Annotated in this window: 24 protein-coding genes; 18 read left to right on the forward strand and 6 right to left on the reverse strand. The window is 61.4% G+C overall.

What is annotated here, in order from left to right:
• Window position 1 precedes the first annotated feature (1 nt).
• Both GTP23_RS19365 and GTP23_RS19370 read left to right on the forward strand, forming a co-directional pair.
• The gene (locus GTP23_RS19365; protein ID WP_161036607.1) at window positions 2–778 is read left to right on the forward strand and encodes a hypothetical protein; all 777 of its coding nucleotides are present in this window, start codon (window positions 2–4) and stop codon (window positions 776–778) included.
• Window positions 779–786: 8 nt separating this feature from the next.
• On the forward strand, window positions 787–1,659 hold the full coding sequence (locus GTP23_RS19370; RefSeq protein WP_161036608.1) for a DUF6178 family protein: 873 nt from the start codon (window positions 787–789) through the stop codon (window positions 1,657–1,659).
• A 52-nt stretch (window positions 1,660–1,711) separates the two neighbouring features.
• On the opposite strand, the gene GTP23_RS19375 is transcribed toward GTP23_RS19370, so the two are convergent.
• Window positions 1,712–2,641, reverse strand: a complete 930-nt coding sequence (locus tag GTP23_RS19375) for a LysR family transcriptional regulator (RefSeq protein WP_161036609.1) — start codon at window positions 2,639–2,641, stop codon at window positions 1,712–1,714.
• Window positions 2,642–2,745: 104 nt separating this feature from the next.
• Between GTP23_RS19375 and GTP23_RS19380 the strand changes: the two genes are divergently transcribed.
• Window positions 2,746–4,053, forward strand: coding sequence for an MFS transporter (locus GTP23_RS19380; protein ID WP_161036610.1), 1,308 nt, complete (start codon window positions 2,746–2,748; stop codon window positions 4,051–4,053).
• A 61-nt stretch (window positions 4,054–4,114) separates the two neighbouring features.
• Here the strand turns inward: GTP23_RS19380 and GTP23_RS19385 are convergent, their stop codons facing one another.
• The gene (locus GTP23_RS19385) at window positions 4,115–4,804 is read right to left on the reverse strand and encodes a hypothetical protein (protein WP_161036611.1); all 690 of its coding nucleotides are present in this window, start codon (window positions 4,802–4,804) and stop codon (window positions 4,115–4,117) included.
• Between the two features lie 196 nt (window positions 4,805–5,000).
• Here GTP23_RS19385 and GTP23_RS19390 point away from each other — a divergent pair, with 196 nt between their 5' ends.
• Window positions 5,001–5,336 carry a hypothetical protein gene (locus tag GTP23_RS19390; protein WP_155434589.1) on the forward strand — a complete coding sequence of 112 codons (336 nt, stop codon included), beginning with the start codon at window positions 5,001–5,003 and terminating at the stop codon, window positions 5,334–5,336.
• Between the two features lie 80 nt (window positions 5,337–5,416).
• Here the strand turns inward: GTP23_RS19390 and GTP23_RS19395 are convergent, their stop codons facing one another.
• Both GTP23_RS19395 and GTP23_RS19400 read right to left on the reverse strand, forming a co-directional pair.
• Entirely contained in the window at window positions 5,417–6,190 is a 774-nt protein-coding gene (locus tag GTP23_RS19395; RefSeq protein WP_161036612.1) for a hypothetical protein, read from the reverse strand.
• A complete protein-coding gene (locus GTP23_RS19400; protein ID WP_161036613.1) occupies window positions 6,190–7,419 on the reverse strand; it encodes a CaiB/BaiF CoA transferase family protein in 1,230 nt (409 codons plus the stop codon). Before GTP23_RS19400 ends, GTP23_RS19395 begins: the two co-directional genes overlap by 1 nt.
• A gap of 135 nt (window positions 7,420–7,554) precedes the next feature.
• Between GTP23_RS19400 and ugpQ the strand changes: the two genes are divergently transcribed.
• From ugpQ to GTP23_RS19430, 6 genes are all read left to right on the forward strand, one after another.
• Complete coding sequence (gene ugpQ / locus GTP23_RS19405; RefSeq protein WP_161036614.1) at window positions 7,555–8,307, forward strand: glycerophosphodiester phosphodiesterase; 753 nt, start codon at window positions 7,555–7,557, stop codon at window positions 8,305–8,307.
• Between the two features lie 68 nt (window positions 8,308–8,375).
• A complete protein-coding gene (gene alaS / locus GTP23_RS19410; RefSeq protein WP_161036615.1) occupies window positions 8,376–10,985 on the forward strand; it encodes an alanine--tRNA ligase in 2,610 nt (869 codons plus the stop codon).
• A 231-nt stretch (window positions 10,986–11,216) separates the two neighbouring features.
• Window positions 11,217–11,444, forward strand: a complete 228-nt coding sequence (locus GTP23_RS19415) for a sulfurtransferase TusA family protein (protein ID WP_161036831.1) — start codon at window positions 11,217–11,219, stop codon at window positions 11,442–11,444.
• Between the two features lie 258 nt (window positions 11,445–11,702).
• Window positions 11,703–12,452 carry an electron transfer flavoprotein subunit beta/FixA family protein gene (locus GTP23_RS19420; RefSeq protein ID WP_155434596.1) on the forward strand — a complete coding sequence of 250 codons (750 nt, stop codon included), beginning with the start codon at window positions 11,703–11,705 and terminating at the stop codon, window positions 12,450–12,452.
• A 10-nt stretch (window positions 12,453–12,462) separates the two neighbouring features.
• Complete coding sequence (locus GTP23_RS19425) at window positions 12,463–13,395, forward strand: electron transfer flavoprotein subunit alpha/FixB family protein (RefSeq protein WP_161036616.1); 933 nt, start codon at window positions 12,463–12,465, stop codon at window positions 13,393–13,395.
• 121 nt (window positions 13,396–13,516) lie between these two features.
• Window positions 13,517–15,307, forward strand: coding sequence for an acyl-CoA dehydrogenase (locus GTP23_RS19430; RefSeq protein WP_161036617.1), 1,791 nt, complete (start codon window positions 13,517–13,519; stop codon window positions 15,305–15,307).
• Between the two features lie 84 nt (window positions 15,308–15,391).
• On the opposite strand, the gene GTP23_RS19435 is transcribed toward GTP23_RS19430, so the two are convergent.
• Window positions 15,392–15,820 carry an NINE protein gene (locus GTP23_RS19435; protein ID WP_161036618.1) on the reverse strand — a complete coding sequence of 143 codons (429 nt, stop codon included), beginning with the start codon at window positions 15,818–15,820 and terminating at the stop codon, window positions 15,392–15,394.
• Window positions 15,821–16,041: 221 nt separating this feature from the next.
• Here GTP23_RS19435 and rpsP point away from each other — a divergent pair, with 221 nt between their 5' ends.
• The 8 genes from rpsP (at window position 16,042) to GTP23_RS19475 (ending at window position 23,354) form a co-directional block, all read left to right on the forward strand.
• Window positions 16,042–16,287, forward strand: a complete 246-nt coding sequence (gene rpsP / locus GTP23_RS19440; protein WP_155434600.1) for a 30S ribosomal protein S16 — start codon at window positions 16,042–16,044, stop codon at window positions 16,285–16,287.
• A gap of 38 nt (window positions 16,288–16,325) precedes the next feature.
• Window positions 16,326–16,862 (forward strand): ribosome maturation factor RimM, encoded by a 537-nt coding sequence (rimM, locus tag GTP23_RS19445; RefSeq protein ID WP_371866951.1) that lies wholly within the window; start codon window positions 16,326–16,328, stop codon window positions 16,860–16,862.
• Window positions 16,863–16,883: 21 nt separating this feature from the next.
• Complete coding sequence (gene trmD, locus GTP23_RS19450) at window positions 16,884–17,630, forward strand: tRNA (guanosine(37)-N1)-methyltransferase TrmD (protein ID WP_161036620.1); 747 nt, start codon at window positions 16,884–16,886, stop codon at window positions 17,628–17,630.
• Between the two features lie 106 nt (window positions 17,631–17,736).
• Window positions 17,737–18,123, forward strand: coding sequence for a 50S ribosomal protein L19 (rplS, locus tag GTP23_RS19455; RefSeq protein ID WP_155434603.1), 387 nt, complete (start codon window positions 17,737–17,739; stop codon window positions 18,121–18,123).
• A 110-nt stretch (window positions 18,124–18,233) separates the two neighbouring features.
• Entirely contained in the window at window positions 18,234–18,899 is a 666-nt protein-coding gene (locus tag GTP23_RS19460; RefSeq protein WP_161036621.1) for a CoA pyrophosphatase, read from the forward strand.
• Window positions 18,900–18,954: 55 nt separating this feature from the next.
• The gene (locus GTP23_RS19465; RefSeq protein WP_161036622.1) at window positions 18,955–19,923 is read left to right on the forward strand and encodes a CobD/CbiB family protein; all 969 of its coding nucleotides are present in this window, start codon (window positions 18,955–18,957) and stop codon (window positions 19,921–19,923) included.
• Window positions 19,924–20,147: 224 nt separating this feature from the next.
• Window positions 20,148–20,483, forward strand: coding sequence for a DUF3579 domain-containing protein (locus GTP23_RS19470; RefSeq protein WP_155434606.1), 336 nt, complete (start codon window positions 20,148–20,150; stop codon window positions 20,481–20,483).
• A 147-nt stretch (window positions 20,484–20,630) separates the two neighbouring features.
• Window positions 20,631–23,354 carry a M16 family metallopeptidase gene (locus GTP23_RS19475; RefSeq protein ID WP_161036623.1) on the forward strand — a complete coding sequence of 908 codons (2,724 nt, stop codon included), beginning with the start codon at window positions 20,631–20,633 and terminating at the stop codon, window positions 23,352–23,354.
• 5 nt (window positions 23,355–23,359) lie between these two features.
• Here GTP23_RS19475 and GTP23_RS19480 read toward each other — a convergent pair whose 3' ends face one another.
• Window positions 23,360–24,100, reverse strand: a complete 741-nt coding sequence (locus tag GTP23_RS19480) for a GntR family transcriptional regulator (protein WP_161036624.1) — start codon at window positions 24,098–24,100, stop codon at window positions 23,360–23,362.
• Window positions 24,101–24,402: the final 302 nt, after the last annotated feature.

Below are 24,402 nucleotides of genomic sequence, written 5' to 3' on the forward strand. Positions count from 1 at the left end.
CATGAGTGACAACAGCAATCTGCCGGCACTGAGCAAGCAGGTGACCGAGCTGGTACTGGCCGGTTCCCTCGAGCACGCCGAAGAAGCTTTCGCCGAAGCGGCCGACCAGTTTGGCGATCTGGCCGTGGTGGAAGTGCTCAACAATATTCCGCCGCAAGTAACGGCATTGCACATGGCCGGTTTCGACGGCGGCAAGATGTCGCTGGCCACGCTGCTGGTGCCTCCCAAGGCGTGGGCCGACAGTCTGGCCTTTATCGCTGCGACCTGGCAGGACGATCTGATCGAAGATGATCCCGAGCGCATCGCCGAATCGCTGTTCGCCCACATCCACGGCGTGGTGTTCTCGACCGACGACGAAGAGCGCCGCAACGAACTGCTGGCCGCCGCCTCGGCCACCGACCACGGTGCCACCGCGTTCGCCATTCTGTTCTCGATGGCGCCGAAGGAAATTCTGGAAGTAGCAGGCGAAATCATTTCCAAAGGCCCGTATCTGACGGGACAGACGTCGTCCGATAACGACGTCGTGCCGCTGGCCATCGCGCTGGCGCAGGCGTCGGAAGATGGCTGGGATCGCGCCCTGTTCGAGCTGTTCCCGGAATTCCGCCACAGCGCCGATCTGGCCGATGCCGAATACGACGATGATCCCGATGCCGAACCTAGCATCCTGCAGCGTTCCACGCGCGAACTGCTGTACCGCTTGCGCAAGCAGGTACCGTCCACGCGCAGTGCAGCTAAGCCCGGCTCGCGCCGCAGCATGGGCACCAAGATCTTCTCGTAAGGGTTGTCATGCTGCCTGCATTAGTCATAGAACGTTTGCCGCGCCTGACGCGCGCCATCCAGCAACTGGCCAGCCATCCGGACGACGATGCGGCCTACGCGCTGGCCGATGAGCTGACCGGCATTACCGCCATGGTGGCCGAAAAGTTCACCAACGACCGCACGGCCGAAGGCATACAGAAAGCCTTGCTGCTGACGGTGGGCGGGGTGTCGCTGGGACTCGAGCATGTGCTGGGTGACGATACCGATCTGGCCGGTCTGGAATACCTGATCGAGCACGGCGCCGAGCATGCGTTCCAGCAGGGCTTCCGTCTGGTCAAGGAACTCTCGGCCATGCCGCAGGATGCGCTGGTGGGCGAGTACGATACTGATCCGCTGTACGCGGCACGGCGTCTGCGCGACCTGTTCGTGGAACTGTGCCAGACCGATCCTAACCAGAACTGGAACGGCATGGAGCGCTATCAGGTCATGCTGAAGCAGCGCAAGGAAGTGCAGGCCGTGGTGCGCCTGGCCAACTGGCTGCGCCGCCACAACAGCGAAGGCGCCGTGACGGATACCGATCTGAATGCGGAAGGCGTGATTGCGCTGGCCGTGATCTTTGCTGTCGAAGGGGGGGGGCGCATCGTGGCACGTACGGGACAGAAGGAGTTCGAGCGCTTCGTCAAAGCCGTGCGCAAGAACAAGCCCGACTTCGAACAGGGCTGGGCGGCACTGCTGGCCGTGGTGCCGGCCCAGCACCATCCCGTGCTGGTCGAACGCATCGATAACTACCGCCGTTCCTGCAGCGTGCTGCAGAACATCACCGGCCGCACGGCCATGAAAACCCTGTTCGCCGAACTGGAAAACTACGCCGGTTCCGAACTGGACGCCGACTACGCCTAAGGGCTAAATCTTGGCAGGCACCGTGGCAGCAATCGCTGCTGCGGTGCTCAATTCACGCTTCCCCCGCATCGCCCTTTTCTTCCGCTTTGCTCTCGCTAGCGCTCGCCATGGCGATGGCGACAAACGCTGCGACCAGCGGCGAACTTTCCTCTTTGCGTTGCGCCAGCATCAGCGCCGTGGTGGCCGCAGCGTCGCTGAGCGGACGGTAGCACACGCCGGCCATGCGGATAATCTCGAACGAGGCGGGCAGAATGGAAATGCCGCAGCCAGCCGCGACGAGGCCGATGATGGTGGACGCTTCGCCCGCTTCCATGGCGATGCTGGGCTGGAATCCGGCCGCGCGGCACAAACGGAAAATCTGCGGATAGATGCCGGTGCCGGTGGTGCGCGGATACATCACCAGCGGCTGGTCGCGCAGATCGCTGATGCTGACGCTGCGCTGGCTGGCCAGCGGGTGGCCGGTGGGCAGCACCAGTGCCAGCGGATCATGGCGCAGGGCGGTCAGGCTGACGCTGTCGGGGATGCTGATGTCGGGCGGGCGCACCAGCCCCAGATCGAGTTCGCGTTCGGCGATGGCGGCGATCTGCGGCACGGTGGGTAGCTCATGCAGGGTCAGCGTGACGCCCGGATATTGCTGGCGATAGCGGTTGACCACGCTGGCGAAGAGCGGCGTCAGCGGGGTGGAATAGGTAAAGCCGACGCGCAGTTCGCCCGCTTCGCCACGCTCGGCGCGGCGTGCCGTCTGCTTCGCCTGCTCGGACAGCGCCAGTACCCGGCGCGCATCTTCCAGAAACAGTTTGCCCGCTTGCGTCAGGCGTACCCAGCGCTTGCTGCGGTCCAGTAACTGAGCGCCCACTTCGCTCTCAAGCTGCTGAATCTGGTGGCTCAGCGGCGGCTGGCCTATGTGCAGGCGGGCGGCGGCACGGGTAAAACTGAGTTCTTCCGCAACGGCGACAAAGTAGCGCAGGTGGCGCAATTCCATAGTTGTTATCTGTAAAAAGTATAAGAATCGCCTTAAATATATATTGGACGCGAGGCGGCGGCAATCCTAAGATGCAGATTCCTTGCCTGACCGAGAGTTAGTCCATGCCAGCACCCGTCGCCAGCCTTGATTCCGATGCCCTGAGTGCCAGCAGTTCTGCCAGCGCTACTGCCAGCAGTTGTGCCAGCAGCGCAGCCGACCGCTGCGGCGGCGCGGCGCGGATTGCCGCTGGCAGCGCCGCGTTCCGGCGCAGCAACCGCGCACTGTTCTTCGGCGGCTTTTCCACTTTCGCGCTGCTGTACTGCGTGCAGCCGCTGATGCCGCTGCTGTCGCATGAGTTTGCGCTGAGCGCGGCGCAGAGCAGCATGGTGCTGTCCTGCTCGACGGCGGCACTGGCGCTGTCGCTGCTGGCGTCCAGCGTGGTGTCGGAGCGGCTGGGGCGCAAGCCGCTGATGGTGGGCGCCATGGCGCTGGCCGCCTTGCTGACGATCGCCTGTGCCGGCGCGCATAACTATGCGCAACTGCTGGTGCTGCGCACCCTGCTGGGGATAGCGCTGGGCGGCATGCCGGCCATCGCCATGGCCTATCTGGGCGAGGAAATCGAGCCCAGTTCGCTGGGCCTGTCGATGGGGCTGTACATCAGCGGCAGCGCGCTAGGCGGCATGGCGGGGCGGGTGATCGCTTCGCTGCTCAGCGACCATTTTTCATGGCGGCTGGCGCTGGCCGTGGTCGGTGTGGCTGGGGTACTGGCTGCGCTGGAGTTCTGGCGCTCCCTGCCTGCTTCGCGTCATTTCCGCCCGCAGCACACGGCATGGCGGGCCATGCCGGCGGCCTTCCGCGGCCATTGGTCCGATGGCGGGATGCCGTGGCTGTTCGCGCTGGCTTTTTTGCTGATGGGGTCGTTCGTCAGCCTGTACAACTACATCGGCTATCGCCTGCTGGCGACGCCTTTCTCGCTCAGCCAGAGTGTGGTGGGCGCCTTGTCGCTACTGTATTTGCTGGGCATTTATAGCTCGGTGTGGGCGGGGCGTCTGGCCGACCGCTATGGCCGGCGCCATGTGCTGTGGGCACTGATCGCCATACCGCCGGTGGGCTTGCTGCTGACGCTGTCGAACTGGCTGCCGCTGATCGTGTTTGGCGTGGCGCTGTACACCTTCGGTTTCTTTGCCGCCCATTCCGTGGCCAGTAGCTGGGTGGGACGGCGCGCGCTGGGCAACCGTGCGCTGGCCTCGGCGCTGTATCTGTTCTTCTATTACTTCGGTTCCAGCGTAGTGGGTTCGCTCAGCGGCCTGATGTGGGAATCGCATGGCTGGCCCGGCGTGGTGCTGGTGCTGGGTAGCCTGCTGTTGCTGGCGCTGGCCATAGGCTGGCGGCTGCGGCAGCTCGCGCCAGTGGCGCAGGCCGATCTGTAACTGGCCAGGCATAGCGCTGTGATAGCGCTGGGAGCTGCCGGGCCTGCTGCGCTGGTCCGGTTCAGGGGCAGTTGGAATAGGAGCGCCGGCCTTCCGGACTGATGGTGACGCAGTAGCTGCCGAACGCTGTGACGATCTTATACAGACGGGATTTGCGCTCCCCATCCGGCGTACTTAGCTCCACCATGCGTGCGCCCTGATACCACTTGGGCGGCACCGCTTCATGCGCCGCATTGATGCCACGTTCCAGCCTGGCCTGCATGCTGTCTGGCGGCGGTAAGGGAAAACGCTGGGGCGATTCCGCGCGCAACTGCTGATCAATACGACCGACACTCTTTCTAGCCTGCTGCAGCAGTTCGTCGGCGCTGGCTGGCGCGGTGCGGGCTGCTGCCGGTTTGTCGAGCGCAAACGGATCATCGTGCGCACTGTCTTGCGCTTGCGTCACTGGCGCAGCACCGGGGCTAGCCGCGATCACAGGCGCACTTTCTGTGACGCTGGATGCCTGCGGGGCGGCAGCGCTGGCCTTGTGCAGAGTGATGGCCGCTGCCGTTAAGGGGGCGGGCTTGGGGGCCGGTTCGTGCGGGCGAGGGGTGACGGGAGCAGAAGCGGCGGGTAGCAGCCACTGGATGGCGGGACCGCGCGGGCGAGTCTGGCGCTGGTTCTGGACGCCTTGCAGCAGGGCGAGCAGCAGTGCGCAATGCAGCAGTACGGTCAGCAGAATGGGCGGCAAGGCGCGGGGGCGGGCAGTCATGGCGGCAGCATATCTTGCAAAGTTGATAGCGCCGAGTCATGTCACAACTATTTACAAAATTTGCAAGATTGACGAAAGCTGATCTGTCTCAGAGTTACGGCGTTTCGCAGACAAAGGCATGCAACGCAGCGGACGCGGGCGAGTCGAAATAGCAGCAGCACAGCCGTGCATGCCGCCACTTCGGAGGGGACGCATTATGTTGCCGACACTGGAAATTCATCACCGCTTTCAATTGCTGACACAGGCCGTGGGACAGGCGGCGCAAGCCTGTTCCGGCGAACGGCTGCTGCCAGCGGAATTGCGCAACAGCGTACAGCGGCTCGACCAGCATGCCGATAAATTGGGCGAAATGCTGGCCACGGCCGATAGCGCTCAGCTGGAGCGGCTACTGGCGGCAATGCGGGTACTGGTGGAGCGCGCGCGGCAAGTGTGCATCAACGTGCCGCAGATCTCAGCCCATACGCGCAGCGCCGTGCAGGCGGTGCAAAGCCAGTTGCAGGAATTGCAGACTGATCTCAGTACGCGTGCCTGAATGCCCGGGTATGCGGCAGGTGTGGGTAGAACTGTACGCGGCAGCTGCGGCCGGCACTGGGCGCGCCAACTGCTGGCCGCTTAGCGTCTGGGCAGCAGGTGGCGGAACGTCGGCTCGATATTGCGCTCATGCAGGTGCTGGATGATGTCGTCCAGCGTAGCGTCTTTGAGCAGCAGGCCGTCATTGCGTGGCTGCGCGGCCGCGGCGGGGCGCGTGGTCTCTGCCTTGGCGGTGTTTGCCGTCGTTGTTGGCGGAGTGGCTTCAGTCTGCTGGCTTTGCAGCAGGGAGCAGGCATGGGTCCACTGGCTAGCGCTGATGCTGTGCAGTCGCTCCAGAAAAGCGGCCTGACCTGCGGCGGGCGGCTCCACTTCGAGACCGGCTTCTTCCTCGAAGGCAGCGCCCATGCCGGGGTGGATGAAGGCCGACCACTGGCCATTGCTTTGCACGCGGGGCGGGCATTCCACGCTGGTCTGCGTATGCTGGCTGTCGTGCTGCGGCAGCCAGTCCAGTTCGTCTGCCAGCACGTCGGGGAAATAGCTTGCGCACAGTTGCAGCAAGAAGGTTTCTGCCTGCTCCACCGGCACGGCATGGCTGAGCGATAGCCAGAGCTGATAGCTGTTTTTGCCGGAAATGCTGACGGCCGGCGCCGGCAATTCCAGTTGCTCCTGCAGGTAGTTGGCCATGCGGCACAGGTTGTCCCAGTGACGCGGTACGGCCTGCTCCGGCTTGCGACGGAATTCCAGTACCATGGCGCGCGTCAGGCCCGCGGCTGAAACCAGTTCCAGTGGCTGGCTGTCGCTGTCGCCGTCGAGGCGGTACAGACGGGTGATTTCAGCGTTGAGCGGGGTATGCATCAGACCACTCCCTGTGCGCGCAAGGCGGCAATTTCGGCGTCGCTATGGCCCAGCACTTCGCGCAGAATGTCGTCCGTATGCTGGCCCAGCAGCGGTGGCGCCACGGCCACATCGGTCGGCGTGCGCGACATCTTCATGGGGCTGCGTACCAGCTTGGTGGTGCCGGCGGTCGGGTGGGGCACTTCCATTACCAGTTCGCGCGCCAGCACTTGCGGATTCTTGTAGACGTCATCAAGGTTGTTGATAGGGCCGCAGGGCACGCCGACTGCTTCCAGCTGTTCGATCCAGAAGGCGCGGGTCTGCTTGGCCACCATCCCGGCAAGTAGCGGCACCAGTTCATCGCGATGCTGTACGCGCAGCGGGTTGGTGGCATAGCGCTCGTGGGTGGCCAGATCGGGCCGGCCGCCTACTTCGACAAATTTCTGGTACTGGCCATCGTTGCCGCTGGCGACGATGATGTAGCCGTCGCTGCAGGCAAAAGTCTGGTAAGGCACGATGTTGGGGTGGGCATTGCCCCAGCGCTTAGGCGCTTTGCCGCTGTTCAGGTAGTTGCTGCCCATGTTGGCCAGCATGGCGACCTGCACATCAAGCAGGGCCATGTCGATGTACTGGCCTTCGCCGCTGCGGTCGCGGTGGGTCAGGGCCGCAAGGATGGCGATGGTGGCATACATGCCCGTCATCAGATCGGTCAGCGCTACCCCGGCTTTTTGCGGGCCGCCACCGGGCAGGTCGTCGCGTTCGCCTGTGACGGACATCAGGCCACCCATGCCCTGGATCAGGAAATCGTAGCCGGCGCGGTGAGCGTAGGGGCCGTTCTGGCCGAAGCCGGTAATCGAGCAGTACACCAGATCCGGCTTGATGGCTTTCAGCGATTCGTAATCGAGACCGTAGCGCTTGAGCTGGCCGACTTTGTAGTTCTCCAGCACCACATCGCTGTGGCGCACCAGTTCGCGGATCAGGGCCTGACCGCCGGCGCTGGCGATGTCGACCGTGATCGAACGTTTGCCGCGGTTGGCGGCCAGATAGTAGGCGGCCTCCGTGGTGTCCTTGCCTTCAGCATCTTTGGCGTAGGGCGGGCCCCATGCACGGGTATCGTCGCCGCTGCCGGGACGCTCCACCTTGATCACATCGGCGCCGAGGTCCGCCAGATTTTGCGAACACCATGGGCCGGCGAGGACACGGCTGAGGTCGAGGACGCGGATATGTCCTAATGCTTGAGCAACGGTCATGAGGTCTACCTTTACAAAATTGCTATCAGGCCATTAGTGTAGTGGTTCGTCGGTCGCACTGCACGGGGTTTTTACAGGGCAGGAGAGGCGTCCGCCAGCGGTTGACAGCGCCCGCTGGCGTGGTAGTGTGGAACCATGTGGCCATATCCTAAAATTGTTGCGCACCGGGGCGGCGGCACGCTGGCGCCGGAAAATACTCTGGCCGGTCTGCGCGCCGGTCTTGCCCATGGTTTCCATGCGGTGGAGTTCGATGTGATGCTGTCGCGCGATGGCATCGGCATGGTGATCCACGACCCTGACTTTGGCCGTACCGTGGGCGGGCAGGGCAGCGTGGCCACCAGCACGGCGGCCGAACTGGCGGCCATGGATGCCGGTAGCTGGTTCGGCCCCGCTTACGCAGGCGTCACCATCCCCCGCTACACGGATTTCATTGCCTACTGCCGGGCAGAGCAGATCTGGATGAACGTGGAAATCAAACCGGCCGATGGTTTTGAAGCCGCGACAGGCGAATGGGTTGCAAAAATGACACGCGATCATTTCCCCGAGGAGCTAGCTGCCGGCGATCCCGCCAAGCTGCCGCTGCTATCGTCATTCAGCTACGCCGCGCTGGCTGCCGCACGCGATGCCGTGCCGGAGCTGCCCCGCGGCTACCTGCTGGACCGCCTGCCGGACAACTGGCTGGCGCAGGCACAGGCGCTAGGCGCCGTGGCTATCCACACCAACCAGCGCCACCTGACGGCGGCACAGGCGGCCGCCATCAAGCAGGCCGGTTACGGCCTGTTCTGCTACACCGTCAACGATCCTGCCCGCGCGCGCGAAATTCTGGGCTGGGGCGTGGATGGCTTTTGCACCGACCGTATCGATTTGATCGGCCCCGCCTTCGCCTGACAGCCCTGTCCACCCCGTGCTCATATATAATCAACCCTTTGCATCTGCCAGCTACTTCTGCTTACGACATGAAATCATCTGAAATCCGCGACAAATTCCTCAAGTTTTTCGAATCCAAGGGTCATACGATTGTCCGCTCCAGCCCGCTGGTACCTGGCAATGATCCGACCATGCTGCTGACCAATAGCGGCATGGTGCAATTCAAGGACGTATTCCTCGGCCTCGACACCCGCCCATACTCGCGCGCCACCACCGTGCAGCGCTGCGTACGCGCCGGCGGCAAGCACAACGATCTGGAAAACGTCGGCTACACGGCGCGTCACCACACTTTCTTCGAAATGCTGGGTAACTTCAGCTTCGGCGACTACTTCAAGCGCGACGCGATCAACTACGCGTGGGAACTGCTGACCAAGGTCTATTTGCTGCCAGCCGAGAAACTGACCGTCACCGTGTATTTCGAAGATGACGAAGCCTACGATATCTGGGCCAACGAAATCGGCGTACCGAAAGAGCGCATCATCCGCATCGGCGACAACAAAGGTTCGCGCTACGCTTCGGACAACTTCTGGCAGATGGCCGACGTCGGTCCATGCGGCCCTTGCACCGAGATTTTCTACGACCACGGCGCCGATATCTGGGGTGGCCCTCCGGGCTCGCCAGAAGAAGACGGCGACCGCTTCATCGAGATCTGGAATCTGGTGTTCATGCAGTTCAACCGCGACGAGCAGGGCGTGATGCACAAGCTGCCTAAGCCATGCGTGGACACGGGCATGGGCATGGAGCGTCTGGCGGCCGTGCTGCAGCACGTTCACAGCAACTACGAAATCGACCTGTTCCAGGCACTGATCAAGGCCGCTGCGCGCGAGACGGGCGCCACCGATCTGGAATCGAAATCGCTGCGCGTGATTGCCGACCACATCCGCGCCGCGTCCTTCCTGATCGTCGACGGCATCATTCCTAGTTCGGAAGGCCACGGCTACGTGCTGCGCCGTATTATCCGTCGCGCCCTGCGTCACGGCCACAAACTGGGTCAGACCAAGCCATTCTTCTACAAGCTCGTGAACGACCTCAACATCGAGATGGGCACCGCCTATCCTGAGCTGACGGAAGCCATGGAACGCGTGGCCCAGACCCTCAAGCAGGAAGAAGAGCGCTTTGGCGAAACGCTGGAAAACGGCATGAAGATACTGGAAGCCCAGCTGGCCAAAGACGCGAGCCGTCTGGACGGCGCTACCGCCTTCACCCTGTACGACACCTACGGCTTCCCGCTGGACCTGACGGCCGACATCTGCCGCGAACGCAACATCACGCTGGACGAAGAAGGTTTCACCGCGGCGATGGAACAGCAGAAGAAAACCGCGCGTGCTGCCGGTAAATTCAAAATGGCTGCCAACGTGGAATACAGCGGCGAGAAAACCAAGTTCGTCGGCTACGAAGAACTGAGCGCCAACGCCAAGGTTATCGCCCTGTACAGCAACGGCGCTCCGGTGCAGCAGCTTAACGCTGGCGAGCAGGGCATCGTGGTGCTGGACACCACGCCGTTCTACGCCGAATCCGGTGGTCAGGTTGGCGATCACGGTGTGATCAAAGCCGCTGGCGCCCACTTCGACGTGGAAGACACGCTGAAGATACAGGCCGACGTGTTCGGTCAGCACGGCGTGCTGGCACAGGGCACGCTGAAAGTGGGCGATGCCGTGTCGGCCGAAGTGGATCTGGACAAGCGCGGCCGCACCATCCGTAACCACTCGGCGACCCACCTGATGCACAAAGCCCTGCGCGAAGTGCTGGGCGGCCACGTGGCGCAGAAAGGCTCGCTGGTTGATCCGGACAAAACCCGTTTCGACTTCAGCCACAATGCGCCGCTGACGGCCGAGCAGATCGCCGAAGTGGAAGCCAAGGTCAACAAGGAAATTCTGGAAAATCAGGCCACCAAAGCCCAGCATATGTCGTTTGACGATGCAGTGAAACATGGCGCGATGGCCCTGTTCGGCGAAAAATACGGCGATGAAGTGCGCGTACTCGACATCGGTAGCTCGAAAGAGCTGTGCGGTGGCGTGCACGTGCAGCGCACTGGCGACATCGGCCTGTTCAAGATCATCGCCGAAGGTGGTGTGGCCGCCGGTATCCGCCGCGTCGAAGCCGTTACCGGCGTGGGCGCACTGGCACTGGTACAGAACCTGAACCGCCGTCTGCTGGACGCGGCGGCCGCGCTGAAAACCAATCCGGACGAACTGGGTAGCCGTATCGCCCAGGTGCAGGAGCACGTGAAATCGCTGGAAAAAGAACTGGCTGCACTGAAGTCGAAACTGGCTTCGGGTCAGGGCGACGAACTGGCTGCGCAAGCCACCGAGGTGAAAGGCCTGAAAGTGCTGGCCGCCGTGCTGGAAGGCGCCGATGTCGCCGGTCTGCGCGAAACCATGGACAAGCTGAAAGACAAGCTGAAAACCGCCGCCATCGTGCTGGCCAGCGTACAGGACGGCAAAGTCAGCCTGATCGCCGGCGTCACGGCGGACTCGACCAGCAAAGTCAAAGCGGGCGAGCTGGTTAACTTCGTTGCACAACAAGTGGGCGGCAAAGGTGGCGGACGCCCCGATATGGCGCAAGCCGGCGGCACCGATGCTGCGGCCTTGCCGGCAGCGCTGGCCGCTGTCATCGGCTGGGTGGGGGAGCGCGTTTAATCTACTGAACGCCTTGCCTGAGTAGTGTTTATGCGGCCTGCGTGACTCACGCAGGCCGTTGTCGTTCATGTCAGGCTGTTGTATACTTTCCAGCTTGCGTTGCAAAGATGCAACGAACGATGAACTATTTTGGTGCAGCGCGTCATTCCTTCCGTTTTGGAGTAGACTGGCGTCAGTCCTAACAAAACGAGCAGGTTTTTGATGAGCGACACGATATTAGAAGAAGCAATCATGGAATTCCACCAGGAACTTGATGCACGCGGTTTGAATTGCCCCCTGCCCATTCTGAAAGCGAAGAAAGCGCTGGCAGAGCTGCAGAGCGGGGAAGTGCTGCGCATCATGGCAACCGACCCCGGTTCGGTACGGGATTTCCAGGCCTTCTGCAAACAGACCGGTAACGCTCTGTTGTCGCACGTGCAAACGGGTCGTGAGTTCGTCTTTTTGATGCGCCGCAAATAAGCGCATCTGTCCGGTTTTTCCGCGTTTTTACTGTCTTTTCCCCTTAGTCATCGTCTAGCCGATTTATTTTTTAGACGATTTCTACTAGGTAAAAAACGCACGATCGTGCTTTATTTTCTTGTGCGGCGTGAATTTCTCATATAATCTAGCCCACAGAATTTAGTCCTGCCTATCTGGTGCGTGGTAGTTACTGGCTGCAAAGCAGCGCACCGGGGCCCGGCTTTAACCCCGATTTTTACTTTTTCCAAAGGCACAGTTATGAAAGTCTTGGTACCCGTTAAGCGCGTGGTCGACTACAACGTTAAAGTGCGCGTCAAATCCGACGGCACCGGCGTGGATATTGCCAACGTCAAAATGTCGATGAACCCATTCGATGAGATCGCGCTGGAAGAAGCCACCCGTCTCAAAGAAGCCGGCAAAGTAACCGAAGTGGTGGCCGTATCGTGCGGCGTGACCCAGTGCCAGGAAACCCTGCGCACCGGTATGGCGATCGGCGCCGACCGCGGCATTCTGGTGGAAACCAGCGCCGAGCTGGAGCCACTGGCGGTCGCCAAGCTGCTCAAAGCACTGGCTGACAAAGAACAACCGCAACTGATCATCCTGGGCAAACAGGCGATCGACGACGATTCCAATCAGACCGGCCAGATGCTGGCTGCGCTGCTGGGCTGGCCACAGGCCACCTTCGCTTCGAAAGTCGTGCTGGAAGACGGCAAAGTGACCGTGACCCGCGAAGTAGACGGCGGTCTGGAAACTCTGGCACTGACCCTGCCAGCCATCGTCACCACCGACCTGCGTCTGAACGAGCCACGCTACGTGACGCTGCCTAACATCATGAAGGCGAAGAAAAAGCCGCTGGATGTGACCAAGCCGGAAGATCTGGGTGTAGACGTGACCCCGCGTCTGAAAACCCTGAAAGTGGCCGAGCCGGCCAAGCGTTCCGCTGGTATCACCGTACCGGACGTCGCCACCCTGGTCGCAAAACTGCGCACCGAAGCCAAAGTCATCTAAAGGAACAATCATGGTCGCATTAGTTATCGCTGAACACGACAACGCTAGCCTGAAGGGCAGCACCCTCCACACCGTGACCGCAGCCGCCCAGTGCGGTGGTGACGTGCACGTGCTGGTGGCCGGTTCCAACGCAGGTGCAGCCGTTGCTGCCGCTGCCCAGATCGCCGGTGTATCCAAAGTGATCGTGGCGGACGCCCCTTACTTCGCTGAAGGTCTGGCCGAAAACGTGGCCGAGCAGGTGCTGGCGATTGCCGGCAGCTACAGCCACATTCTGGCGCCAGCTACCGCCTACGGCAAAAACATCCTGCCACGCGTTGCTGCCAAGCTGGACGTTGCCCAGATTTCGGAAATCACCAAAGTCGAATCGGCCGACACCTTCGAGCGTCCTATCTACGCTGGTAACGCCATCGCTACCGTGCAATCGACCGACGCGGTGAAAGTCATCACCGTGCGCGCAACCGGCTTCGACGCCGCTGCTGCTACCGGCGGCTCGGCTGCCACCGAAACCGCTGCTGCCGTTGCCGACAACGGCAAATCGGCCTTCGTTGGCCGTGAAGTGGCCAAGTCGGACCGTCCAGAACTGACCGCTGCCAAGATCATCGTTTCCGGCGGCCGCGGCATGGGTTCGGGCGAAGCCTTCAAGATTCTGGAACCGCTCGCTGACAAGCTGAACGCTGCTATGGGTGCTTCGCGCGCTGCAGTGGATGCTGGCTATGTACCGAACGACTGGCAGGTAGGCCAGACCGGCAAGATCGTGGCACCGAATCTGTACGTTGCCGTCGGTATCTCGGGCGCCATCCAGCACCTGGCCGGTATGAAAGACTCGAAGACCATCGTGGCCATCAACAAAGATCCGGAAGCGCCTATCTTCTCGGTGGCCGACTACGGCATCGTGGGCGACCTGTTCGAGATCGTGCCGCAACTGGTAGCTGAACTGGGCTAATCCCCCGACGCGCCAGGCGCCAGCCAGAGCCACGCTGATCCGGACGCCGGATTGTCGTGGCTTTTTTTTAGCGTCTGAGTGCTGAAAACCCGCAGAATTCTGGAGATATTGGAGAAAAACGATGCCTTATCAAGCACCCCTGAAAGACATGCTGTTCGTGATGAACGAACTGGCCGATCTGGCCGTAGTGAACGCGCTGCCCGGCAATGAAGACGCGACCCCGGACACGGCCGAAGCCGTGCTGGAAGAGAACGCCAAGTTCGTTGCCAACGTGGTCGCCCCGCTGAACCACGCCAGCGACAAAGAGCCTAGCTATCTGGCCGATGGCAAAGTCACCACCTCGAAAGGCTTCAAGGAAGCGTTCACGGCTTACGCGGAAGCGGGCTGGCAGGGGGTGCAGCATCCGGTCGAATTCGGCGGCCAGGGCCTGCCCAAGCTGCTGGCCACGCCATGCATCGAAATGCTCAACGCGGGCAGCATCTCGTTCGCGCTGTGCTCGCTGCTGTCGGATGGCGCCATCGAAGCGCTGCTGACGGCCGGTAGCGATGCGCAGAAAGCCACCTATCTGGAAAAACTGGTGTCGGGTCAGTGGACCGGCACCATGAATCTGACCGAGCCACAGGCCGGTTCCGATCTGGCTGCCGTGCGCACCCGCGCCGTGCCGCAGGAAGATGGCACCTACAAGATCTTCGGTACCAAGATCTTCATCACCTACGGCGAACACGATTTCACGGAAAACATCGTGCACCTGGTGCTGGCCCGTACCCCGGATGCACCGGCCGGCGTGAAAGGCATTTCGCTGTTCATCGTGCCCAAGTTCCTCGTCAATGCCGACGGCACGCTGGGCGCGCGCAACGATGCGCACTGCGTCTCGCTCGAACACAAGCTGGGCATCAAGGCCAGCCCGACGGCCGTACTGCAGTTCGGCGACAACGGCGGCGCCATCGGCACGCTGGTCGGTGAAGAAAACCGCGGCCTCGAATACATGTTCATCATGATGAATGCGGCCCGCTTCGGCGTCGGCATGCAGGGTATCGGTCTGGCCGAGCGCGCTTACCAGAAGGCTGTGACCTTCGCCAAGGACCGCGTGCAGTCGCGTGATCTGGCCGGTTCCGCTGGCCCGGTTGCCATCATCAACCATCCGGACGTGCGCCGTTTGCTGATGAATATGCGTTCGCAGACGGAAGCGGCGCGTGCGCTGGCTTACGTTGGTGCCGGCCTGAGCGATATCGCCCACAACCACGCCGATGCCGAAGTGCGCAAGTCGACGCTGGCCGTGTACGAATATCTGGTGCCTATCATCAAAGGCTGGTCGACCGAAATGTCGCAGGACGTCACCCGTGACGGCGTGCAGGTGCATGGCGGCATGGGCTTCATCGAAGAGACGGGCGCTGCCCAGCACTTCCGCGACGCCAAGATTCTGACCATCTACGAAGGCACGACGGCGATTCAGGCCAACGATCTGGTGGGCCGTAAAACCGTGCGTGACGGTGGCGCTGTAGCAAAGAACCTGATCGCACAGGTACGCGCCACGGCAGCCGAACTGGCCGCACGTGATGGCGCCGACTTCAAGGCCATCGAAGCCCAGCTGAGCGCTGCCAGCGCTGATCTGGAAGCGGTGGTGGACTTCGTGGTGGCCAACGTCAAGAGCGACATCAAGAGCGTATTCGCCGGCAGCGTGCTGTATCTGAAGCTGGCTGGTCTGGTACTGGGTGGCTGGCAGATGGCCCGCGCCGCCCTGATCGCCCAGCAGAAGCTGGATGCAGCCGAAGGCGACGCATCGTTCTACAGCGCCAAGATCGTCACGGCGCGCTTCTTTGCCGACCACATCCTGTCGCAAGCCGGTAGCCTGCGCAGCGCCATCGTGACCGGCAGCAGCGGCGTGCTGGCACTGGACGTCGAGCAGTTCTAAGCTGCTGCAAGCTTGAGGCCGGCGCAAGCCTGCTGTGAAAACGCCGGCCTTAGCGCCGGCGTTTTTTATTGCGGGCTCAGCCGCTCAGCCGTAGGCGCCGCCTGTGTAGAGCAGGTCGAACAGGCGCGACATGGTGGCGATCAGGCTGCCTGCGCCCAGCATCATGCTGGCCACGAGGATCACGGCCAGCGGCCACTGGCTGGCCGACTGGCGCCCGCTGGCGGGGTTGTAGCGGGCATCCCATTTTTCGTCGCTGGTCAGGCCCATGACCAGCGCTTCGAGAAAGCCGATCAGGCCGGAGACGATGATGGGCAGCAGGTGGTAGAAGGCGTCGGCATGAGGCCACAGGGCGCTGGCGGCTGCGCACAGGGGCAGGGCGCTCAGATGGGCCCACAGGGCGCGATCGCGCAGGCCGCCCAGATACAGGCGCTGGGCACCGATGCCGCCCAGCAGGAAGGCCAGCAGCGTGGCCAGCGTTTTGTTTTTGTGGCGGACTTGATGCACTTCGGTCATGTTTGTTCGCTAATTTGCCGGTAAAACAGCAGTATCGGGCATAATATCGCCTCCGGTGGAGGTTTTTTTGTGCTTCAGCCTATTGCTCCGCACGCCGGATCGGGGGATAATCTTTGATTACCCCAACATTGCCCGATTATTTCATTAACGCTTGCTGCTTCGCGGCAAAGCGCGCTATAATTTGCGGCTTTTTCCGTCCTAGCACACTTTTTGGAAATATTATGGTCGTTATTCGTTTAGCTCGTGGAGGCGCCAAGAAGCGTCCGTTCTACAACATCGTTGCAACCGACTCGCGCAATCGTCGCGATGGCCGTTTCATCGAACGTATCGGTTTCTACAACCCGATGGCTTCCGGTGGTGAAGTGCCTCTGCGCATTACCGCTGACCGTCTGGCTCACTGGCAATCGGTTGGCGCACAACTGTCGCCAGCAGTTGCACGTCTGGTAGCCCAGAACAAAGCAGCTTAATTCTGGTTGCTGGTTTGACCGTCAAGAATGCATCCGGGGTGCAAGTCCCCGACGATCTGGCACAGGTAGGCTTTGTCTACGGTGCCTACGGCGTTGCAGGCTGGGTCAGGATACGTCCTTTCTCGGAAGATGCGGATGCACTCCTGCGGGTTAAAACCTGGTGGCTCGATAAGCCGGGTGTCCATGATGTCGATGTCAAGCATAGCAAAATGCATGGCGGCGATGTGGTGGCGCAAATTATCGGCATTACGGACCGTAACGTTGCGGAAGCACTCAAGGGTGCTGCTGTGTCGATTCCCCGTAGCCGTTTCCCGGTCTTGTCGGACGACGAGTTTTACTGGGCCGATCTGATCGGTCTGGAAGTAGAGAATTTGCAAGGTGAGCACCTCGGTACGGTGTCTGACATGATGAGCAATGGTCCGCAGTCGATCTTGCGCATTACGCCAGCAGCCACGGCCGAAGCTGTTCCGGAAGATGCGGCGCAAGAGCGCCTGATTCCATTTGTGGACGCGTACGTCATCAAGGTAGACAAGGCCGCAAAGAAAATCACTGTCGACTGGGGCCTTGATTACTGAACATAAAGAGGGCGGCCCGCCATGCAATTTGATGTCGTGACCCTGTTCCCTGAAATGTTCGCCGCTCTGACGCAGTCGGGTGTCACCCGGCGTGCGTTCGAACAGAATAAATGTGGTCTGTCGCTGTGGAATCCGCGTGATTTCACCACCGATAATCACCGCACCGTGGATGATCGCCCCTATGGTGGCGGCCCCGGCATGGTGATGCTGGCCAAACCGCTGGAAGCGACGCTGAACGCCGCAAAAGCGCGCCAGACCGATGCCGGTCTGCCGACGCCGCGGGTAGTGTTCATGTCGCCGCAAGGCAAACCGCTGACCCATGCGCGGGTGATGGAGCTGAAACAGGAAGCCGGTCTGGTCATCCTGTGCGGCCGTTACGAAGCAGTCGACCAGCGTTTGCTGGATCGCTGCGTGGATGAAGAAATCAGCCTCGGCGATTTCGTCCTGTCCGGTGGCGAGCTGCCGGCCATGGCCTTGATGGATGCCGTGATCCGCCAGATACCTGGCGTGCTGAACACGGATGCCTCGGCGGTGGAGGACAGTTTCGTCAATGGTCTGCTCGATGCGCCGCACTACACGCGCCCCGAGACGTATGAGGGTATGAGCGTGCCGCCGGTACTGATGGGCGGCAACCACGCCGAGATTGAAAAATGGCGCCGTCAGCGCATGCTGGAAGCGACCGCGCGCAAGCGCCCCGATTTACTCGTCGAAGCCCGTGCAGCCGGTTTGCTGACGCGCAAAGACGAACAGTTTTTGGCAGGTTTGTAAAAATCTGCTGATGTCATGTGCAGGCATGTTGCCTGTACGTGTAACCCCCATCCTCTACTGGGCAAGTAGGTCAGCGCGCCAGCATGATGGTTTATGGAGCCGTAAAATGGATCTGATTCAACAACTCGAGCAAGAAGAAATCGCTCGTCTGGGCAAAAACATTCCTGAATTTGCACCTGGCGATACCGTGATCGTTAACGTAAACGTCGTCGAAGGCACCCGTAAGCGTGCTCAGGCGTACGAAGGCGTTGTGATCTCCCGTCGTAACCGTGGCCTGAACTCGAACTTCATCGTTCGTAAAATCTCGTCCGGCGAAGGCGTTGAGCGTACCTTCCAGCTGTACTCCCCGCTGATCGCTTCGATCGAAGTGAAACGCCGCGGTGACGTACGTCGCGCTAAACTGTACTACCTGCGTGATCGTTCCGGTAAATCGGCACGTATCAAAGAAAAGCTGCCTAACCGTCGCCCAGCGGCGAAAACCGACGCTGCTTAATTGTCACGACAATTGCTGCGTTAGTTTAGGAAGCATGAGGCTGCAGGCCTCGGGAAAGGGCGCCGCTGGCGCCCTTTTTTCTTCTGATTTCATCACTGGAGGAGAGCGTATTGGCACGCCCCCCGTTTGATCCCCGCGCATTGCCCGTCGATGCTGTCGCCGGCGAAGCCGCCGTGGCGCTGGAGCGCCTGACACCGCACTGGCTGCGCCAGCGCTTTGCCGAGCAGCCCGCATGGCAGGCCGAGACGGCCGACGAATCGGGCATGCTGGCGCCCAGGCAGGCACCCACGCCGGCCTCGGTACTGATTCCGCTGGTGGCGCGCGAAAACGGACTGCAGCTGCTGCTGACGCTGCGTACCGAACATCTGAGCGCGCACGCCGGCCAGATCAGTTTTCCCGGCGGCCGCGCCGAAGACTATGATGCCAGCGCCATCGACACCGCGCTGCGCGAAGCGGAAGAGGAAATCGGGCTGGCGCGCGCCCACGTTGACGTGCTGGGCACGCTGCCGCACTATCTGACGGGCACGGGTTTCTGCGTGACGCCGGTGGTGGCGCTGCTGCAGCCGCCGTTCGCACTGCAGGCCGATCCCGGCGAAGTGGCGGAAGTATTCGAAGTGCCCCTGAGTTTTCTGATGGATGGCCAGAACCACCAGCGCCTGTCAGTCGAACTGCCGGTAGGGCGGCGCAGCTTCTACGCCATGCCCTACGGCGAGTATTTCATCTGGGGTGCCACCGCCGGCATGCTGCGCAATCTGTTCCATTTCTTGCGTGCCTAGGCTCGGTGCGCTATCGTAGCGGGCATTGCAGCTTAGCCCTATCCAAGGACGTTAGATGACATTTCTTTCTATTTTATGCGCGCTGCTGATCGAGCAGATGAAGCCACTGCGGGCCGATAATCCGATTTACGCGGAAATCAAGGCACTGGCGCTGCGCATGGAGACCTGGTTCAATGCCGGTCATTCGAGCCACGGCCGCATGGGCTGGTTCCTGATGATGGCACTGCTGATGGTGCCGACCGCCCTGATCTACGGCGTCCTCAAGCACTACAACCTGTTCCTCGCCGCGTTTGCCTGGAACGTGCTGATCGTCTACCTGACGCTGGGCTTCCGCCACTACAGCCACTATTTCACCTCTATCCAGCTGGCCCTGAACGCGGGCGACGAGGCGGCTGCACGCAAGTTGCTGGGCGAGTGGACCAAGCAGGATACGGTGGGCATGGAAAGCTCGGAAATCGCCCGTCTGGCGGTGGAGAAATCGCTGATCACCACGCACCGCAATGTATTCGGCGTGTTCTTCTGGTTCCTCATGCCGCTGGGCCCGGCCTGCGCCGTGATGTACCGCGTGGCCGAACATCTGGCCCGTGCATGGAACGAGCCTGAGCATATGCGCAACGAAGCCTTCGGCCAGTTCGCTGCCCGTGCGTTCTACTGGATAGACTGGATACCTGTGCGCCTGACGGCAGTGGCTTTCGCCGTGGTCGGTAATTTCGAAGACGCCATCTACGCCTGGCGTAACTTCGCCCACCGCTGGACCGATGAAGCCATCGGCATCATTCTGGCCGCTGGCGGCGGCGCCATGGGCGTACGCCTGGGCACACCGGCAGAAAATGCTGCCAAGGTGCTGCCGGTCGATGCTGCGACAGTGGACAGCAGCGACGAAGAGCCGGACGTGCTGCCGGGCGAAGAGCCGAATGTGCGCGCGCTGCAAAGCACGGTGGGCCTGGTATGGCGCGCCTTGCTGTTGTGGATGATGTTGTTATTGCTGCTGTCCGGCGCGGTGTGGCTGGGAGCGGCGCCCTAAAAGGGTACAATAGGCGCATTGCCGTGGTGCGGAAAGATGGTATTTCTGCACCAAAATGCTTGATCGTGAAAATTTGCGACGTTTATTCAAGGACTTACGTATTAAGGTCTTCTATAAGATATAATACGTAAGATTCTTACAGAATGATATCCGCCCGGCAAATCCGTCGGGACCATTCACGCATTCTTGTTACCAACAAGTATCTACGCAGAAGCAGCCCGCCTATGGCCGAGTCAGCCCACAATCCGTTAGAACAGCAGGATTCGTTCTTCATCATCGGCCGTACCAGCAATGGCCGCCAGTTCCGTCCTAGCGACTGGGCCGAACGTCTGTGCGGCGTCATGGCCTGCTTCAAGCCGGAAGGCTTCGGCGGTGGCCGCGATTCCCACCTGCAGTTCTCGCCCTATGTGCGCCCCGTGGTGCTCGATGGCGTGAAGTCGGTGGTCGTCAACGGCAAGCTGCGCGACCTCGAGCCCATGGCTTACCACTTCGTGATTTCCTTCGCCAAGGACAACGACCTGCAAATGGTCGACGCCTGCATCCTGCCGGACAAGACCTGAGTCCGGCTACACATCTGCCGTCCGGCCACCGGATTGGCCGGCGCTGCCTTGCCGCGCTACACACCCGATTAAATTCTGCTTAAGTGGCTAGTCATGTCCCTGTGGCTAGGCGTATGCTGCTCGTTCCTAGAATTTGCGAGAGCCTCCATGAACTGCAGCCGTTTGAAGTCCTGCGCTGCCGCCAGCCTGCTGCTGTGCGGCCTGTCCACCTATGCCACCGGCTCCGCATGGGCTGCCAGTACTCTGCCGCAGGGCGTGGTGCGCGGTCCGGCAACTGACGGGATCAGCGAATACCGTCTGCCCAACGGCCTCAAGGTGCTGCTGTTTCCCGATGCGTCCAAGCCCACCGTCACCGTCAACGTGACCTATCTGGTCGGTTCGCGCCACGAGAACTACGGCGAGACAGGCATGGCCCACTTGCTGGAACACATGCTGTTCAAGGGCACGCCGAAAAACCCGTCCATCGTGCAGGAATTCTCCCAGCGTGGCATGGATTTCAACGGCACCACCTCGCTAGACCGCACCAACTACTACGAAGTGTTCCAGGCCAGCGACGATAACCTGAAGTGGGCGCTGGCGATGGAAGCGGACCGCATGGTGCACTCCAAGGTGGCGCGCAAGGATCTGGATACGGAAATGACGGTGGTGCGCAATGAGTACGAGAGCGGCGAGAACAGTCCTTTCGGCGTACTGCTCAAGCGCATGCAGAGCGTGGCCTACGACTGGCATAGCTATGGCCGTTCGACCATAGGCAACCGTAGCGATATCGAGCATGTACGGATCGAGAATCTGCAGGCCTTCTATCGTACCTACTACCAGCCGGATAATGCCGTGCTGCTGGTGGCGGGCAAATTCGAGCCGGCCAGCACGCTGGCCTGGATCAGCAAGACTTTCGGCGTGATCCCCAAACCGCGGCGCAGCCTGCCGCCGTTCTGGACGGTGGAGCCGGTGCAGGATGGCGAGCGCAGTTTTGTCGTGCGCCGCAAGGGCGATATGCAGCTGGTCGTGGTGGGCTACAAAGTGCCCTCGGCGCTGCAGGAAGATAGCGATGCGCTGAGCTTCATGTCCGAGATCATGGGCGACACGCCGAATGGCCGGCTGCACAAGGCGCTGGTGGAGACAGGCAAGGCAGCACAGGTGTTCAGCTTCGGTCAGACCGGTTATGCGCCGGGCCTGCAGCTGATGGGCGCCGTGGTGAAAGCCGGAGAAGCATTGGAGCCGGTGCGCGATGCGCTGATCGCCACGGTGGAAAGTTTTGCCAGCATGCCGCCCACGGAGGAAGAAATGGCGCGGGCGCGGCGCAGCTTCGCCAACAGCATCGAGAAAGCCCTGAATGATCCGCAGCGGGTCGGCGTCAGCCTGTCGGAAGAAATTGCGCTCGGCGACTGGCGTCTGCTATTCCAGGGCCGCGACAAGCTGCCCGGCTTTACTGCGCAGCAGGTGGCGGCAGCGGCAGGGCGCTATCTGAAGCGCGACAACCGTGTGGTGGGCAGTTTCATCCCGGAAGATGCGCCCCAGCGTGCCGAGATTCCTGCTGCGCCCACGGTGGCACAGGTGATGCACGACTTCAAGGGCCACAACAGCGCGCTGACAGCGGAAGTCTTCAATCCCGATCAGGACAATATCGATGCGCGTACCGAGCGCCTGAACATAGGCGGCCTGAAAGTGGCGCTGCTGCCCAAGAAGAACCGTGGCGCCAGCGTGTCCGTGCATCTGCAGCTGCACTGGGGTGACGAGAAGAATCTGTTCAATCAGGGCGTGGTGGCCAGCGTGGCCAATGAAATGCTGATGCGCGGTACCAGCCGTTACACGCGCCAGCAACTGGCCGATGCCATGTCGGAACTCAAGATGTCCGGTGGCCTGTACCAGTTCGATACGACCGGCCCCCATCTGGCGGCAGCGCTGCAGCTGGTGGCCCATGTGCTGAAGGACGCCAGCTTCCCGCCGGCCGAATTCGAGCAGCTGCGCCAGCAATGGCTGGTGGCCATCGAAGCCTCGCGCAACGAGCCGCAGACGCTGGCGCGCAATGCGCTGGACGAATATCTGGACCACTATCCGAAAGGCGATCCGCGCGCCAGCATGAGCACCGATGAATTGCTGGCTGCCGTGAAGGGGCTGACGCTGGAGCAGGTGGTGGCCTTCCACCGCCAGTACTATGGTGCCAGCCATGGCGAGCTGGCCATCGTCGGTGATTTCGACGCGGCGGCCATCAAGCCCGTGGTAGAAGCCCAGTTCGCCGGCTGGGATAGCCAGGTCGCCTATGCGCCGCTAATCCGCAGCAATGCCGACCAGGCGCCGCTACAGCGCTTTATCGATACGCCGGACAAGGAAAACGGTGTGTATCTGGCGCGCCTGCCGCTGGCGTTGAATATCGACGACGAAGCCATGCCGCTGCTGGAGCTGGCCAATTACATCTTCGGCGATGGCGGCCTGAAATCGCGCCTGATGGACCGCATCCGCCAGAAGGACGGCCTGTCCTACGGCGGCGGCAGCGGCCTGCAGGCGGGCGAGCTGGATAATGCGGGCAGCTTCACCATCGAAGCGATCGCCGCGCCACAGAACCTGAAAAAACTCTCGGCCGCGATACGGCAGGAACTGGAACGCGCCGTCAAAGAAGGGTTCACTGCACAGGAGCTGGCCCGTGCCAAATCCGGCCTGCTGCAGCAGCGCGCGCAGAACCGCGCCCAGGACGGCATCGTGGCCGCCGGCTGGACCAATAATCTGTTCCGGAGCCGCAGCTACAGCTGGAGCAAAGCCTATGAAGCCAAGCTACGCGCGGCCACGCTGGCGCAGGTCAATGCTGCCTTCCGCAAGGCCATCGATCCGGCCCGGCTGTCGGTGGTGACGGCGGGCGACGCCAGCAAAAAATAGGCGGCTCAGCTGGCGTTGAGTTCGGCCACGAAGTCGTACAGGTCGCCGCGGAAGTAGGAGCGGCAGAATTCGATGGCGCGGCCGTCGCGCAGAAAGCCTAGCCGCTCCACCGCCAGTCCTGCTTCTCCCGTTCTGGTCTGCAGCAGGCTGGCCTGCTCACCCGTGAGCAGCAGGGCGCTCAGGCGCTGCAGCGCGCGTACGGGACGGTTGCCGGCCTGTTCCAGCGCCGTGTACAGCGAATCCTGCACGGCATCGAGCGCGGGCAGGCTGCTGCCTACCAGCGTGGCATATTCAAGGCAGACCGGCACATCATCGGCATAGCGGATGCGGTGGAAGCGGTACACCAGCGTACCGGGGCTGAGGCGCAGCCGCAGTGCTTCCTCGGGCGCGACGATGCCCTCGCTGCGTTTCAGCCAGACGCTGTGCGGCTGGCGGCCCCGTGCCCGCATATCTTCCGAGAACGAGCTGAGCTTGGCGAAGTTCTTTTCTATCCGGGTGTTGACGAAGTTGCCCGAACCGGGCCGGCGTACCAGCAGGCCTTCTTCCACCAGTCCATCGATGGCTTTGCGCACCGTGATGCGCGAGAGCCCCAGTTCGCTGGCCAGCTGGCGTTCGGCGGGCAGGGCGCCATCCTTGCCGAACAGCTTGCTGTCTATGGCGCTGCGCAAAGCACGCTGCAGCTGCAGATACAGGGGTTGACTATTGTTTTCGTCCAACTTCTGCATGATCTGTGCTAGCGCATTCATACCCAGTGGTCTCCCTTTGGTTTGTTGAAAAATAATACCAAAAAAGACCAGTTGTGCGGTATTGCACTGGTCTTATTGGATTAGACCACTGCTACGCCTCTTACCTGTGACAGAAAGCAACAAAGTGGTATGTATTGTTCATACAACATGAAGAAAAATATCGAAAACTGGTAGTGTTCTGGTATTGGTCTGGAGTATATTGGCGTTAAATTGGTTTTGTAAGTGGTTGCAAAGAAGGGATCTGCAGGAAGTTGCGGCGGCAACCGACTGCTTTTGGAGATCTACGTTTAACCTGGACTGGC

Origin of the sequence: Duganella fentianensis (assembly GCF_009857835.1) — a bacterium.
GTDB lineage: Bacteria > Pseudomonadota > Gammaproteobacteria > Burkholderiales > Burkholderiaceae_D > Rugamonas > Rugamonas fentianensis.